Origin of the sequence: Streptomyces sp. NBC_01283 (genome assembly GCF_041435335.1) — a bacterium.
In the GTDB taxonomy this organism is placed as follows: domain Bacteria; phylum Actinomycetota; class Actinomycetes; order Streptomycetales; family Streptomycetaceae; genus Streptomyces.
Genome location: NZ_CP108430.1, coordinates 7187750 through 7201913 on the forward strand (window position 1 = coordinate 7187750; position 14164 = coordinate 7201913).

Here is a 14164-nt window from a genome sequence, read left to right on the forward strand (position 1 = left end):
GAGCGCGAACAGCGGGCCGCCGCCTCCCCGAAAGTGCGAGGGGAGACGGCGGCCCGGTGATTGCTCCGTACTCAGCGGCCGTGGCGCGCCGAGCGGCGGCGGGCCGTGCCGAACATGGCCGCGGCACCGATGGCGAGGGCGGCGGCGCCGCCGATCGCGATGTACGGGGTGGTGCTGTCGCCGCCGGTCTCGGCGAGGTTCTCGTTCGTGGCCGCGACGGGCTTCTCGGCGCCGCCGTTCACCTCGGGCTCGTTGGCGGCGGTGTCGTCACCGGCGGCCGGGGCCGGTGCGGACGCCTCGGCGCCCGTCTTGGCGTCGCTGTCGCCGTGGCCGTGGTGCTCGACGGTCGACTTGTCGGCGCCCGCGGCGATGTCCTTCTCGGAGGGCGCGGACGCGGTCGGGGCCGGAGCCGCGGCGCCGCCGCCGCTGTCCTTGCCGAAGACGACGTCGGAGCAGGTGTAGAACGCCTCGGGGGAGTCCGAGCGCTGCCAGACCGAGTAGATCAGGTGACGGCCGGTCTTGGCCGGGACCTTGCCGTCGAAGACGTAGTCGCCGTTCTCCATCTTCGGGTCGGCGACGTCGACGAACGGCTTCTCCTCCAGGTCCGACCACTTCAGGGGCTTGGACGGGTCGTACGAGTCCTTGGTGATGTACAGCTCGAAGGAACCCTTGTGCGGGGCGGTGCCCTTGTAGTGGAAGGTGTGGTTGCCGCCGGACATCTTGCTGGACGGCCAGTCGGCGCGCGGCAGGTCGAGGCCCTTGTACTTGTCGTTGCCCGCGCTGCACAGCTTGCCGTCGGGGATGATCTCCTTCGACTTGCCCGCGGCGTTGGCGATGTTCACGCCGTTCCAGTCGTAGAAGGCCTGCGCGCCACTGGCCGCGACGGCCGCCTTGCAGGCAGCCGACTTCGGCGCCTCAGGACCCTCCTGGAAGCACGCGGAGACACGGCTCACCGGGTCCGTCATCGAACCGTGCGCGGCGGCGGGGGCGGCCGAAAGGGCGGTCAGGGCGAGCGGGGCGATGCCGGCGGCGGCGATCGCGGCGACCTTGCGACGTGCGGTCATGAGTGGTTCTCCTCAGCGGCGGTTCTGGGGGTGGGGGACACGAGACGGTTGCGAACGGCCGGTGCCGCCCCCCGAATGCGTGCGGCGCCGACCGTTCGTAACCGGCCCGGCGACGAGAAAGCTAGCCGCTGAAAACCCCGAATTCGCCTGCTGGGAGGGGGTGATGGCGATCTTTATGGCCCGCTTAAGGGAGGGCTAACCGGGGGCTCAGGCTGGAGCCTTGTGAGTCCCGGTTTGGTCCGTAAGCGCGCTACGGGCCGGTCCGGAGGGGCCGCCGGGAAGCCGGAGGCGCTGTGGGGCCCGTCAGTTCGACCCCGTGCGACTCAACAGGCCGGTAGGTGACCGGAGTTGGACACAGTAGAGTGATGTGAGTCACATTGGGTGCCGGTTCTGAACGCGATGCGTCGGCGCGAGGGGCGCGGGAGGGGGCGTGAGCCGCATGCCCGGGTGGCATGTGGCGGGAGGGTTTGCGCTGGCCAGAGCGCTGCACGCAGAGTGACGGCCAGTTACCTATCGTTCACTCTCGAACACGAATTCTTCCCCACAGTTACTCCCAAGTCACTTTGCGTCCAGAATTGGCCGCCGCGGGCATACGCGTTTACCCCCGCCGATCCGAAATCCTGCGGTTGAGGACATCGACGTTCTCCGGTGGTCCGCACCTGGTGCAGGGCGGCCTGCCGTCAGCAGGACAAAGGACAGGAACAGTGACCTTCACCCTCGACGAACTTCTCGCCGCGACGGTCGTCGTCACCGCGCTGCGGGTCTTCGCCCCTGACGCACGCCATCTGACGCGCCGCCTGCTGCGCGCCGGAGTGCGCGTGGGCGCCGCCGAACTGCTCAAGGGGAAACGTCCCTCCGACACCGTCGAGCTGCCTGCGCCGAGCGACGAGGGAGCCCGGTGATGAGCGACCCCACCACGTCGGTGCCCTCCGAGGACGCCGAACAGCCCAAGGACGCCGGCTTCGCCACGATCGGCATGTCCTGCGCGCCGTCGTCCGACCTGCACGCCCTCACCGGCATGTCCTACGAGATGCCCCCCGACCTGGAACGCTGCTACGTCCGCTACGCCAAACCCCAGCTCCGCTACGCACACTCGATGCTCGGCGACAAAGAAGCCGCCAAGGCCGTCGTGCGCCGCTGCTACCGGCACCTCGCCCTGAACTGGCGCAACGTGCAGAAGGAGGAGAGCCCCGAGGCGTACGCCTGGAAGCTCCTCAAGCAGCGCGTGGAGATCCACCTGCGGCTGGCCGGGCAGCCCGCCCAGTCCCAGATGGTGCAGAGCGCCGCTTTCCAGCACACCGCCCGCGCCGCCCTGGAGGCCGCGCGTCGCCAGTTCACCGCGATGGAATCCGCCCTCGGCCTGTACACCGCGATAGCGGGCCTTCCCGAGCGTCAGTACGACGTCATCGTGCTCCACTACGTCCTGGGCTACCCCTCCCGGGACATCGCCCACATCATGGGCATCAAAGCTGACACCGTTCGTTCTCACCGGCGCCTGGCGCGCCAGCGCATGGCCATCAAACTCGGTCTGTCGATCGATCCAGCCGCCGACGAGAAGGAGTAACCCCGTGCCGAGCCACATCGACACCGTCCTCGCCCAGGCTGCGATGGACGACGTGTTCACCGACGCCGACCTCGCCGACCTCAAGCAGGAGATCGTCAGGGACGTCACCCAGACCCTGATGTTCGGGGCCGTGCCCGGCCCGGCCGGTCACATGCCCACCGTCCACGAGCAGGCCGCGGGCAGCCTGGACGTGGTCTCCACCCAGGTCCTGCACCATCCCGAGGCGGTCGGACACCTCTCCCAGCTGGCCGCCCGCGGACCCGACAACGCCGACGGCGCGCTGTACTTCGCCTGTCTGCTCAGCCTGGCGGGCTGCTGGGAAGGCGCACAGTTCTGGTGGCAGTTCTCCGCCGGTGCGGGCAACGCGGTCGCCGCCCACTGCCTGAACCTCTACCACCTCAGCCGGGGCGAGCTCCGCGACGCCAACTTCTGGGCCGAGCAGGCCATCACCCTCGCCGACCCGCCGGGGCCCCGCTCCCCGCATCAGCGCCGGCCGGTCGCGCAGCGCGAGACCGGCCTGCCCCGGCGCCTGCACGAGGCCGTGCGCCGGCTCAAGGTCGACACCGTGGAGGACTTCGGCATGGGCAAGGTCCCCTACCCGGACTCGCACCTCGTCGATCAGGCGGTCGAGGAGCTGACCACCGCCTGACGGCCAGGGCCGCCACTCCGCAGGGCTACCGCACCCACCGGTACCGCCGCTCCGGCCGCCCCGTCCCCCCGTACCGCAGCGTCACCTCGGCCCGGCCCGTGTCCGCGAAGAACTCCAGGTAGCGGCGGGCGCTGACCCGGGAGAGCGTTCCCTCCTGGGCGCACTCCGAGGCGGAGAGCCCGCCCGGATGCCCCCGCAGGGTCTGCTCGACCAGGTCCGCGGTGTGCGCCGCAAGGCCCTTCGGGAGCTCGCGGGAGCCGGGCGGCCGGGTGCCGAAGATCTGGTCGACGTCCTCCTGGCGTGCCTCGTCCAGGCCGTCCAGGCGGGCCCGCACCGCCGCCACGTGCAGCAACTGCTCACGCAGGGCGGCCTGGTTGAACGGCTTGATGAGGTAGTGCAGGGCGCCGGCCCGCAGCGCCGCCCGCACGATCTCAGCGTCCCGCGCGGCCGTGATGAACAGCGCGTCAAGCGGCTGCCGGTCCCGGTCGCGCTCCTCGACGGCACGCAACTCCCGCAGCACCGCGATGCCGTCCATGTCGGGCAGATAGATGTCGAGGAGCACGAGATCGGGGCGCAGCCGCTCCACCGCCGCCAGCGCCTGAGCGCCGCTGTGCGCCACTCCCACCACCGCGAATCCGTCCACCGCGGACACATAACGGCTGTGCAGCTTGGCGACCATGAAGTCGTCGTCCACGACCAGCACCCTTGTCATCGCCGCAGGCTATGGGCGCGACCACAACGACCACAACGTCCGTTGATTCCGGAAGAGAGACAGCTTCTTAACGCGCAGGCAACATGTGGGCCACCTCACAGGAATCCCCGTCCCCGCGGACGGCGGCCGGGCTCCCGCCCCACGGGGAACCCGGCCGCACCCACTCCCCAGAAACGACTACGTACCGACAGGTGGTGGCACACGTGCGTCTGCGCACACCCCTTGCCCTGCTCGGGGCCGCGCTGCTCGTGCTCGCAGGGCCGCCGCTGCTCTCCACGGGCAGCGACGCCGAGACCGGCACACAGATCCCCGGCCTGCGCCTCATGGTCCCCAACACCCCGGGCGGCGGCTACGACATCACCGCCCGCACCGCGGCGAAGAACGCCGAGGACGCCGGACTCACCCACAACATCGAGGTGTTCAACCTGCCCGGCGCCGGCGGCACCGTCGGCCTCAGCCGCCTCGTCGGCGAACACGGCAACGGCAAGCTCGCGATGTCCATGGGCCTCGGGGTCGTCGGCGCCGCACGCTCCAACGACTCGCCCAAGACCCTCGCCGACACCACCCCGATCGCCCGGCTCACCGAGGAGCCGGACGTCGTCGTGGTCGCCAAGGACTCCCCGTACAAGGACATCAAGCAGCTCGTCGCCGCCTGGAAGAAGAACCCGGGCAAGCTGCCGGTCGGTGGCGGTTCGTCCCCCGGCGGCCCCGACCACCTCGCCCCGATGCTGATGGCGCGCGCCGCCGGGATCGACCCGAAGAAGGTCAACTACGTCCCCTTCGACGGCGGCGGCGAACTCCTCGCCTCGATCCTCGGCAAGAAGGTCGCCTTCGGCGTCTCCGGCGTCGGCGAGTACCTCGACCAGATCAAGTCGGGCGAGCTGCGGCTGCTCGCGACCACCGGACCGAAGCGGGTCAAGGGTCTGGAAGGACCGACCCTCAAGGAGTCCGGCTACGACGTGAACTTCACCAACTGGCGCGGCATCGTCGCCCCGCCCGGCCTCTCCGACGCGGAACGCAAGAAGCTCACCGGCCTGGTCAGGAAGCTCCACGACTCCCCTGAGTGGCGCAAGTCCCTCAAGACCAACCGCTGGGACGACGCCTTCCTCACCGGCGACGGGTTCGGCGACTTCCTGGCCGCCCAGGACAAGAGCGTGGTGTCCGTGCTGAAGGAGCTGGGACTGTGACGACGACGACCGAATCCCCGTCGACCCCGCCCGACGAGCACGGCAGCGGCGGCAGCCGCCGTACCTGGCTGCGCGAGCACTCCGAACTCGGTGTGTGCGTCATGCTGCTGGCCCTCGGCGTCCTCGTCCTCACCGACGCGCTGACCATGGACGTCGAGATCGCCCAGCGCGGCCCGATCGGCCCCAGGACCGTCCCGGTCGTCGTCGGCATCGGCCTCCTCGTCGTCGCCGTGATCCTCGCGGTCGACGTCCTGCGCGGCGGCCGCGGCGAGGCCGAGGGCGGCGAGGACATCGACCTCTCCGAACCCGCCGACTGGCGCACCGTGCTGCTCCTCGCCGGAGTCTTCCTCGGCGCCGCCGTCCTCATCGAACCGCTCGGGTTCCCCGTCGCGGGCGCCCTGCTGTTCTGGGGCGCGGCGTACGCACTCGGCAGCCGCCACCCGGAGCGCGACCCCCTGATCGCCGCCGGGCTCTCCCTCATCACGTACGTCGTCTTCAACAACCTGCTCGGGGTGCCGCTGCCCGGCGGACCACTGATGGGAGTGCTGTGACATGAACGCCTTCAACTCCCTGATGGACGGCTTCGGCACCGCCCTCACCCCGATGAACCTCCTCTGGGCCGCCGTCGGCGTGCTCCTGGGCACCGCGATCGGCGTCCTGCCCGGCATCGGCCCCGCGATGGCGGTGGCACTCCTGCTCCCCGTGACGTACGGCCTGGAACCGACCGGCGCGTTCATCATGTTCGCGGGCATCTACTACGGAGCGATGTTCGGCGGCTCGACAACCTCCATCCTGCTCAACACCCCGGGCGAGAGCGCCGCGGTGGTGGCCGCCATGGAAGGCAATCCGATGGCCAAGGCGGGGCGCGGCGCACAAGCCCTCGCCGCCGCCGCCATCGGGCACTTTGCGGGCGGCATCATCGGCACGACCCTCCTGGTGGCGCTCGCGCCGACCGTCGCCGACCTCGCGGTCGACATCGGGGCGCCCGACTACTTCGCCATCATGGTCCTCGCGTTCATCGCCGTGACGTCGGTGCTCGGCTCGTCCCGCGTACGAGGACTCGCCTCACTCCTCATCGGCCTCACCCTCGGCCTGGTCGGCCTCGACCAGATGACCGGGCAGCAGCGACTGACCTTCGGCTCGCTCCAACTCGCCGACGGCATCGACGTGGTGATCGTCGCGGTCGGTCTCTTCGCGATCGGCGAGGCCCTGTGGGTCGCCGCCCATCTGCGGCGCACGAGCGGCGAGGCGATCCCCGTCGGCCGCCCCTGGCTGGGCAAGGCCGACGTGAAGCGCACCTGGAAGTCCTGGCTGCGCGGCCCGCTCATCGGCTTCCCGTTCGGCGCGATTCCCGCGGGCGGAGCGGAGATCCCCACGTTCCTCTCCTACGTCACCGAGAAGCGCCTGTCCAAGCACAAGGACGAGTGGGGCAAGGGCGCCATCGAGGGAGTCGCGGGTCCCGAGTCGGCGTCCTCGGCCTCCGCGGCGGGCACCCTCGTCTCCATGCTGACGCTCGGCCTGCCCACGACGGCGGTGGCCGCGGTGATGCTGGCCGCCTTCCAGCAGTACGGGATCCAGCCCGGCCCGCTCCTCTTCGAGCGCGAACCGGACCTGGTGTGGGGCCTGATCGCGTCCCTCTTCGTGGGCATGGTCCTGCTCCTGGCCCTGAACCTGCCGCTGGCCCCGGTCTGGGCCAAGCTGCTCCGCATCCCGAGGCCCTACCTGTACGCGGGAATTCTCTTCTTCGCCGCGGTGGGCGCGTACGCGGTCGGCGGCGAGGCCCTCGACCTGGTGATCCTCCTGATCATCGGCCTGATCGGCTTCGGCATGCGGCGCTACGGACTGCCCGTCCTGCCCGCCGTCATCGGCGTCATCCTCGGCCCGAACGCCGAGCAGCAGCTGCGCCGCGCCCTGCAGATCAGCGACGGCAGCGTCAGCGGCCTGGTCGACACGCCCTTCTCGATCACGGTGTATGTGATCATCGCGCTGATCGTGCTGTGGCCGCTCCTGAGGAAACTGCTGGTGCGGGGCAGGAGGACTGACGTAGACGTAAAGGCATGACCCATGACGAGACCCGCCCCATGCCCGACGGGATCCGCCCCGCCACCGCCGCCGACGTCCACGCCGTGGAGGCGGTGACGGACGCGGCGTACCACCCCTACATCGAGCGCATCGGTGTCGTGCCCGTCCCCATGGAGGCGGATCACGCGGCGGACGTGGCGGCGGGGCGGGTGTTCGTCACCGGGAACCCCGTGGTGGGCGTCCTGGTCCTCGTCCCGTACGCGGACCATCTGTTCCTGGACAGCATCGCGGTCCACCCCGAGGCGGCGGGCCAAGGGGTGGGCCGCCGCCTGCTCGCCTTCGTGGACGAGCGGGCGCGGTCGCTGGGACTTCCCGAGGTCAGGCTCTATACGAACGCGATGATGTGGGAGAACCAGAAGCTCTACCCGCGCCATGGCTACGAGTTGGTGGAGCGCAGGGTGGACGGCCCGTACGACCGCTTCCACTACAAGAAGACCCTCTAGCTGATCTCACCCATCGGGCCACCAGGTCCGCTGGATGTCCTTGCGGACCTCGGGGCGCTCGCGAGGCCGCTCGCGCTCCTCGGACTCGTACTTCTCCCGGATCTGCCGATTGGTGGGCTTCCCGACGGTCTTGTGCACGGTCACACGGCGCATGGCTGCCTCCCTGTACTACCGATGTCCAAGGTGGGACGTCGGTAGACCTCTGCAGGGAGGGTTTCTCATCGAAGTTGGATTGTCAGTGGCGGGTGTCACCATCGCCGGATGACGATCGACTGGGACGCCGAGGCGGCCACCTTTGACGACGAGCCGGACCACGGACTGCGGGACGCGGTGGTGCGGGAGGCGTGGGCGGAGCGCCTGCGGGACTGGCTGCCGAACACCCCCGGCGACCTCCTTGACCTGGGCTGCGGGACCGGAAGCCTCTCTTTGCTGGCCGCCGAGCGCGGGCACCGCGTCACGGGGGTGGACCTGTCCCCGAACATGGTGGAACTGGCCCGCGAGAAGCTGTCGGGGCACGCGGCCCAGGTGCTGGTCGGCGATGCGGGGGAGCCTCCGGTGGAAGGACGTCTTTTTGACGTGATCCTGGCCCGGCACGTGCTGTGGATGCTCCCGGACCCGGAGGAGACGCTGCGGCACTGGTGCGGGCTGCTGCGGCCGGGCGGACGCCTGGTGCTCGTCGAGGGCGTATGGGGCACGGAGAACCCCGCCGGAATCCCCGCGGACCGCCTGATCGGCGCGCTGACGCCGGTGGCCGGTCAGCTGCACGCCGAGCGCCTGTCGGGCGACGAGCGGTTGTGGGGGAAGCGGGTGGAGGACGAGCGGTACGCGGTGATCGCCGACCTCCCGGCGGAGCCCGCTCGACACCCCGTCCGGCACAAAGAGGTGGTGGACGTGCACCTCATCCTCCGCCGCGGCGACGAGGTGCTGCTGGCCCGCCGCGCGGGCACCGGGTACGGGGACGGCCTGCTCAACCTCCCCTCCGGTCACGTGGAGCCCGGCGAGGACGTCCGTACGGCCGTGATCCGCGAGGCCCGCGAGGAGATCGGCCTGGCCCTCACCCCTGACGACGTCAGCGCCGAGCTGGTCCTCCAGCACCGGGGTCCCGGCGGGGCCGCCCGCATCGGCTGGTTCTTCGAGGCGGCGTACGGCGCGGGCGGTGAGCCCTTCAACGCGGAGCCCGACAAGTGCGACGAGCTGAGCTGGCACGGGGTGGCCGAGCTGCCGGACGACATGGTGGCGTACTGCAGGGCGGCGCTTGAGGCGTGGCGGGCGGGGGAGCGGTTCGCCCTGCACTGGCAGGAGGCGGGGGACGCGGTGCGGTACGAGAGGGGCGGGGCCGATCGGTCGGTCGCCCTCACGCCTGCGCGGGGCGCGCACCATGTGGAGCTCTGGGTGCCGGACTTCGCCGCCGCGGAGGCTTCGTGGGGCTGGCTGCTCGGGGAGCTGGGGCATGTCCGTGAGCAGCGCTGGCAGGGCGGCGGCAGCTGGCGGCGAGGTGCGGCGTACGTGGTCCTTGAGCAGTCGCCGGACATGCGGGACGGCGGTCATGACCGGCTGCGGCCCGGCCTGAACCACCTGGCGTTCCACGTGCGGGACAGGGCGGAGCTGGACCGGCTGGTGGCGCGGGCGCCCGGGCACGGATGGTCGTTGCTCTTCCCGGAGCGGCATCCGTTCGCGGGCGGCGAGGAGCACTGCGCGGCGTATCTGGAGGACGGGGCGGGCTTCGAGGTGGAGCTGGTGGTCGGGGCGCCCTGACCGGACGGGCCCGAACGCCGGACGGCCCGGACCGTCATCCGGGCCGTCCGGCGCATGAGCGTGAAGCGCCTGGTCCTACGGCGCGTCGTGGAGGGCGGAGGCCGGGGCGAGGGGTTCTCCGCCGCGGGCCAGGCCCTCCAGTTCGTCCAGGGCGGACAGAGCCTTGGACGCAGCCTCGGGGTCGCGCTCGGCGAGGCCGCTCTCGGCGAACTCGTCCTCGTCCAGGCGCAGGACCGTCCGGCCGTCCGCCGAGCACCACAGGTCGAGGTCCAGGTCCTCCACCGTCAGCGTCGAGCCGTCCCGCACCGCCGGGCGCGTCACGTCGCAGTACCAGCCCTTCAGGACGCCCGTGGAGGTGCGGACCTCCTTCACGGCGTACCAGCGGTCACGCCAGTAGTGCTCCGTGAAGACGTCGCCCGGCTCGAAGCGCACGAAGCCGAAGTCCCGTACGCCGTCGGCCGCCCACGGCGCTCGGACCGTCACCACGGTGCCGTCGTCCGCGACGACCTCCGCCGGATAGCGGATCTTGGTGCGGCCCGCCTTCATCAGGACGACGTCCACCTGGCCGGCCGTCGTGTCAGCCGAGGTCTCGGACATGACGTACCTCCGTCGCGCAGATCTCGTAACCGAACCACTTGTTGATCGCCAGCATCGGCTCGTTGCCCGCGTCGTTGCCGGTGAACGCCTCGGTGCAACCCGCGGCACGCGCCCGGTGCAGGGAGTCGTTCTTGGCGAGCTTGGCCAGGCCGCGGCCGCGGAACGCGCGTCCGGTGCCGGTCATGCCGCTCGCGTAGCGCGACGCGCCGTCCGTGCGGGCCAGGGTGAAGGCGGCCGGGCGGCCGTCCACCACGGCCACCGTGGTCAGCTCGCGGTTGACCAGGGGGTGGTTCCAGGTCTCGGCGAGCCAGTGCTCGTAGTCCGTGAACTCCGCGGCCACATCGCTCGGTTCGTCAGCGACGGTCTCCGCGTCCAGGTCGAAGAGAGCGCGCGGGTCGTCCCCGTACGACGCTCCCGTACGCAACTCCACCCCGTCCGGCGGCTCTTGGCGGGGCGGCAGCACGCCGCCCGCCAGGTCAAGCCGGAGGAAATGGGCGGAACGGCTCGCGCGGTAGCCGCGTGCGGCGGCGAAGGCGCGGTTCGCGGGGTCGTCGAGCACCCAGGAGAAGACCGTCGAGACTCCCTCGCCCGACAGGTACTCCTCGGCCGTCCGCAGGATCAGCGATCCGGCGCCGAGGCCGCGCCGGCCGGGGAGCACGTAGACGTTGGCGAAGCCCTGGCCCGGCTCGGGGCTGTCGTAGGAGACACCCACCTGAGCCGTGCCGATGATCTCTCCGTCGCTCTCGGCGACCAACTGGCTGTACCGGGACTCCGGATGGGCGTGGGACAGGTCGAACCTGACGGAATCGGCGGTGGAGAGCATGGCGGGCACGCAGGCGCGGCGGACCGCGGCGAACGCCTCGGCGTCCGGTGTGTTGCCGGGGCGCAGGGCGCGGACAAGGACGGTCATGGGGCCGCACGCTACGCGCGGAGCGTGCCGTGGTGCCTCTTATTTTCCGGGGGTGCGGGACAATCGCCGCGTGACGTTGAAGATCGAGATCGAGAGCGACGGGGCCGGCGCGGGCACGGGCGGTGTGCCGGTCTATGAGCAGGTGCGGGCCCAGATCGCCGAGCAGGCGCGGGGCGGTGCGCTGCCGGTCGGCTACAAGCTGCCGACCGTGCGGGGGCTCGCCCAGGAGCTGGGGCTCGCCGCCAACACGGTGGCCAAGGCGTATCGGGCGCTTGAGGCGGACGGGGTGATCGAGACGCGGGGGCGTCATGGGACGTTCGTCGCCGCCGCGGGGGACGCCGCGGCGCGGGAGGCTTCGGGGGCCGCCCAGGCTTTCGCTGAGCGGGCTCAGCGGCTCGGGCTTTCCGAAGCCGCCGCGCTTGCCGCTGCGCGGGATGCGTTGCGGGCCGCTTATGGGGACTCGGGGTGAGCTGACCCCGGGCTGGCCGCCCACTGTGGCGAGCACGCCCCGCTACAGAGACCCCGCTACAGGTACAGCCCCGCGTCAGCTCCCTCTCTTGGGTCCGGCACCGACGTCGGTGACGTGCCGCGGCGCAGTGCGTACAGCTCCGCCAGTGTCGCGCCCTCGCGGGGGACGCCTTCGTCCGTGCCGAGCCAGTCGACCGACTCGGCGCGGGTCAGGCTCCCGACCTCGATCCGGGCGAGGCAGCGGCCGGGCCGGACCACCGCCGGGTGGAGCCGCTCCAGGTCCTCGTTGGTCGTGACGCCGACCAGGACGTTGCGGCCCTGCCCGAGCAGCCCGTCCGTCAGGTTCAGGAGCCTCGACAACGCCTGCCCGGCGGTGTGCTTCGCCTCGCCCCGGATCAGCTCGTCGCAGTCCTCCAGGAGCAGCAGCCGCCAGCGGCCCTTCGCCGTGCCGTCGTCCTCGCCGATCGCGATGTCCATCAGATAGCCGACGTCGCTGAACAGCCGCTCCGGGTCCAGGACGCAGTCCACCTGGCACCAGTCCCGCCAGGACCGCGCGAGCGTCCGCAGCGCCGACGTCTTGCCCGTGCCCGGCGGGCCGTGCAGCAGCAGGAGGCGGCCCGAGATGTCCTCGGGGCCCGTCTTCATCAGGGAGTCCATGGCCTCCGCGACCGGCGCGGTGTAGTTCTCCCGCACCTCCTCCCACGTACCCGCGGCGATCTGTCGTGTGGTGCGGTGCGGGCCGCGCCTGGGGGACACGTACCAGAACCCCATGGTCACGTTGTCCGGCTGAGGCTCCGGTTCGTCCTGCGCGCCGTCCGTCGCCTGCTTCAGGACCTTCTCCGCGAGGTCGGCGCTCGTCGCCGTCACCGTGACGTCCGCGCCGCGGTTCCAGCGCGAGACCAGGAGCGTCCAGCCCTCGCCCTCGGCCAGCGTCGCGCTGCGGTCGTCGTCGCGGGCCGCGCGCAGCACCGTCGCGCCCGGCGGAAGGAGCGTGGAACCGGACTTGACGCGGTCGATGTTGGAGCTGTGCGAGAAGGGCTGCTCGCCGGTGGCGAAGCGGCCGAGGAAGAGAGCGTCCACGACATCGGACGGAGAGTCGCTGTCGTCGACGTTGAGCCGGATCGGCAGGGTGTCCTGAGGGTTCGCAGACATGCCGCCATGATCCGGCACGCAAGTGCCCTTGTGCATCCCGGTTTACGTACTCCGCCGTACTCCGTTCAGGTGTCGGGTCCGGTGGCACCCCGTGGCAAAGCTGTGGTCCGGAACCTGTCCCACCGACAACCGCCGCCGTTACTCTTGTCCTTGATGGCACGTCATGGGTGGAATTCGGGGGCACAGCGGTGGAGGTTGACCGCGCTGCTCGGCGTTGCTCTGGCCGCACTGGCCCTGATCCTGACCGTAACCAACACACTGCCCGGTGACGGCACCGGCACCGAGGGCACCACACGCGACGGCGACAAGGTGCACGGCACGCCCGCCGTCCCGCCCGGCGAGGCGAAACCGGCCGTCGGCTGGGGCTTCACCCACACCCAGTACAGCGCGGACGAGGGCGGCGACGCCGCCACCCGGCGTGTCGAGGAGTTGCTCGCGGGCAAGCCTCGCCCGCTGCCGCAGATCCAGCACATCATGGGCTGGGGTGCGGGCAACCCCGAGCCGGTCAAGGGGCGTTACGACTTCTCGGCGATGGACAAGCGGATCGACTTCATCCGCGCCACCGAGGGCACGCCCGTCGTCACCCTGTGCTGCTCCCCGGACTGGATGAAGGGCGGCAAGCCCGGCGCCGACAACACCGACTGGAGCCAGCAGGCCCTGGAGACCGCCCCGGAGCGCGCCCACTACAAGGACTTCGCCAAGCTCGCGGGGACCGTCGCCAAACGCTATCCGGACGTACGGCACTTCATCGTCTGGAACGAGTTCAAGGGCTTCTGGAACAGCGAGAAGGCCCGCTGGGACTACGAGGGCTACACCGAGCTCTACAACCTGGTCTACAAGGAGCTCAAGAAGGTCAACAAGGACATCATGGTCGGCGGCCCCTACCTCGTCATGGACAGCCTCGACCCGCGCCAGAGCGAGGGGGCGTCGACGAAGGTCGAGGGCGACTGGGGCCGCATGGACCAGCGTGCGCTCGACGCCTTCGACTACTGGAACAAGAACAAGGCGGGCGCGGACTTCGTCGTCGTGGACGGCTCCAGCTACACCGTCGACGACGAGATGCTCCCCGACGAGTTCAAGGCCACCGACAAGCTCACCGCCGTGAGCAAGTGGGTGCGGGAGCGCACCGGCGACCTGCCGCTGTGGTGGGCCGAGTACTACGTGGAACCGGGCGACAGCAACGACGACCGCGACGACTGGTCCGAGCCGCACCGCGTCGCCGTCCAGGCCACGGGACTGATGGCGATGGCGCGCGGCGGCGCGAGCAGCGGCTTCTACTGGAACCCGCAGAACAAGGGCGAGAGCTGCGCGGGCTGCCTGTGGCGCTCCACGCAACTCGACGACGGCGGCACGGAGTTGCCCATGCTGAAGATGCTCTCCCGGTTCAGCGAGGAGTTCCCGCCCGGCACGGAGTACGACAAGGTCTCCGTCGCCCCCGACGACGTACCGAACGTGCGCGTCCTCGCGAACAAGAAGACCGTGCTGGTCGTGAACACCCTCGACCGCCCGATCGACGCGAAGATCGACGGGCAGCGGTTCGGGATGAAGGGGTACGAGGTGAAGTGGCTGAAGCGCTGACCC

Annotated in this window: 16 protein-coding genes; 10 read left to right on the top strand and 6 right to left on the bottom strand. The window is 70.8% G+C overall.

What is annotated here, in order from left to right; translation table 11 throughout:
* Positions 1 to 71: 71 nt before the first annotated feature.
* On the bottom strand, positions 72 to 1064 hold the full coding sequence (locus OG302_RS32565) for a lytic polysaccharide monooxygenase (protein WP_371530032.1): 993 nt from the start codon (positions 1062 to 1064) through the stop codon (positions 72 to 74).
* 704 nt (positions 1065 to 1768) lie between these two features.
* Here OG302_RS32565 and OG302_RS32570 point away from each other — a divergent pair.
* From OG302_RS32570 to OG302_RS32580, 3 genes are read left to right on the top strand one after another with little or no spacing between them, the layout of a single operon-like run.
* Complete coding sequence (locus OG302_RS32570) at positions 1769 to 1966, top strand: hypothetical protein (RefSeq protein ID WP_371530033.1); 198 nt, start codon at positions 1769 to 1771, stop codon at positions 1964 to 1966.
* On the top strand, positions 1966 to 2628 hold the full coding sequence (locus OG302_RS32575; protein WP_371530034.1) for a sigma-70 family RNA polymerase sigma factor: 663 nt from the start codon (positions 1966 to 1968) through the stop codon (positions 2626 to 2628). Before OG302_RS32570 ends, OG302_RS32575 begins: the two co-directional genes overlap by 1 nt.
* Before the next feature lie 4 nt (positions 2629 to 2632).
* Positions 2633 to 3277 (top strand): hypothetical protein, encoded by a 645-nt coding sequence (locus tag OG302_RS32580; protein WP_371530035.1) that lies wholly within the window; start codon positions 2633 to 2635, stop codon positions 3275 to 3277.
* A 25-nt stretch (positions 3278 to 3302) separates the two neighbouring features.
* Here the strand turns inward: OG302_RS32580 and OG302_RS32585 are convergent, their stop codons facing one another.
* Positions 3303 to 3989 (bottom strand): response regulator, encoded by a 687-nt coding sequence (locus OG302_RS32585; RefSeq protein WP_371530036.1) that lies wholly within the window; start codon positions 3987 to 3989, stop codon positions 3303 to 3305.
* A gap of 203 nt (positions 3990 to 4192) precedes the next feature.
* On the opposite strand from OG302_RS32585, the gene OG302_RS32590 reads away from it, so the two are divergent.
* From OG302_RS32590 to OG302_RS32605, 4 genes are read left to right on the top strand one after another with little or no spacing between them, the layout of a single operon-like run.
* Positions 4193 to 5176: a Bug family tripartite tricarboxylate transporter substrate binding protein gene (locus OG302_RS32590; RefSeq protein WP_371750303.1), complete on the top strand. Its 984-nt coding sequence runs from the start codon at positions 4193 to 4195 to the stop codon at positions 5174 to 5176.
* Positions 5173 to 5727: a tripartite tricarboxylate transporter TctB family protein gene (locus OG302_RS32595; RefSeq protein ID WP_371530037.1), complete on the top strand. Its 555-nt coding sequence runs from the start codon at positions 5173 to 5175 to the stop codon at positions 5725 to 5727. The genes OG302_RS32590 and OG302_RS32595 overlap by 4 nt, the downstream gene beginning before the upstream one ends.
* Before the next feature lies 1 nt (position 5728).
* Complete coding sequence (locus OG302_RS32600) at positions 5729 to 7237, top strand: tripartite tricarboxylate transporter permease (protein WP_371530038.1); 1509 nt, start codon at positions 5729 to 5731, stop codon at positions 7235 to 7237.
* Entirely contained in the window at positions 7234 to 7701 is a 468-nt protein-coding gene (locus OG302_RS32605) for a GNAT family N-acetyltransferase (RefSeq protein WP_371530039.1), read from the top strand. Before OG302_RS32600 ends, OG302_RS32605 begins: the two co-directional genes overlap by 4 nt.
* A gap of 6 nt (positions 7702 to 7707) precedes the next feature.
* Here OG302_RS32605 and OG302_RS32610 read toward each other — a convergent pair whose 3' ends face one another.
* Complete coding sequence (locus OG302_RS32610; protein ID WP_363312071.1) at positions 7708 to 7854, bottom strand: hypothetical protein; 147 nt, start codon at positions 7852 to 7854, stop codon at positions 7708 to 7710.
* Positions 7855 to 7962: 108 nt separating this feature from the next.
* Between OG302_RS32610 and OG302_RS32615 the strand changes: the two genes are divergently transcribed.
* The gene (locus OG302_RS32615) at positions 7963 to 9456 is read left to right on the top strand and encodes a trifunctional class I SAM-dependent methyltransferase/NUDIX hydrolase/VOC family protein (protein ID WP_371530040.1); all 1494 of its coding nucleotides are present in this window, start codon (positions 7963 to 7965) and stop codon (positions 9454 to 9456) included.
* Between the two features lie 75 nt (positions 9457 to 9531).
* Here the strand turns inward: OG302_RS32615 and OG302_RS32620 are convergent, their stop codons facing one another.
* Both OG302_RS32620 and OG302_RS32625 read right to left on the bottom strand, forming a co-directional pair.
* Positions 9532 to 10053, bottom strand: a complete 522-nt coding sequence (locus OG302_RS32620; protein WP_371530041.1) for a DUF402 domain-containing protein — start codon at positions 10051 to 10053, stop codon at positions 9532 to 9534.
* Positions 10034 to 10963, bottom strand: a complete 930-nt coding sequence (locus tag OG302_RS32625; RefSeq protein WP_371530042.1) for an N-acetyltransferase family protein — start codon at positions 10961 to 10963, stop codon at positions 10034 to 10036. The genes OG302_RS32620 and OG302_RS32625 overlap by 20 nt, the downstream gene beginning before the upstream one ends.
* A gap of 70 nt (positions 10964 to 11033) precedes the next feature.
* On the opposite strand from OG302_RS32625, the gene OG302_RS32630 reads away from it, so the two are divergent.
* Positions 11034 to 11432 carry a GntR family transcriptional regulator gene (locus tag OG302_RS32630; RefSeq protein WP_371530043.1) on the top strand — a complete coding sequence of 133 codons (399 nt, stop codon included), beginning with the start codon at positions 11034 to 11036 and terminating at the stop codon, positions 11430 to 11432.
* A gap of 56 nt (positions 11433 to 11488) precedes the next feature.
* On the opposite strand, the gene OG302_RS32635 is transcribed toward OG302_RS32630, so the two are convergent.
* Positions 11489 to 12583 (bottom strand): DUF5925 domain-containing protein, encoded by a 1095-nt coding sequence (locus tag OG302_RS32635; protein ID WP_371530044.1) that lies wholly within the window; start codon positions 12581 to 12583, stop codon positions 11489 to 11491.
* 153 nt (positions 12584 to 12736) lie between these two features.
* Here OG302_RS32635 and OG302_RS32640 point away from each other — a divergent pair, with 153 nt between their 5' ends.
* Complete coding sequence (locus tag OG302_RS32640; RefSeq protein WP_371530045.1) at positions 12737 to 14161, top strand: xylan 1,4-beta-xylosidase; 1425 nt, start codon at positions 12737 to 12739, stop codon at positions 14159 to 14161.
* Positions 14162 to 14164: the final 3 nt, after the last annotated feature.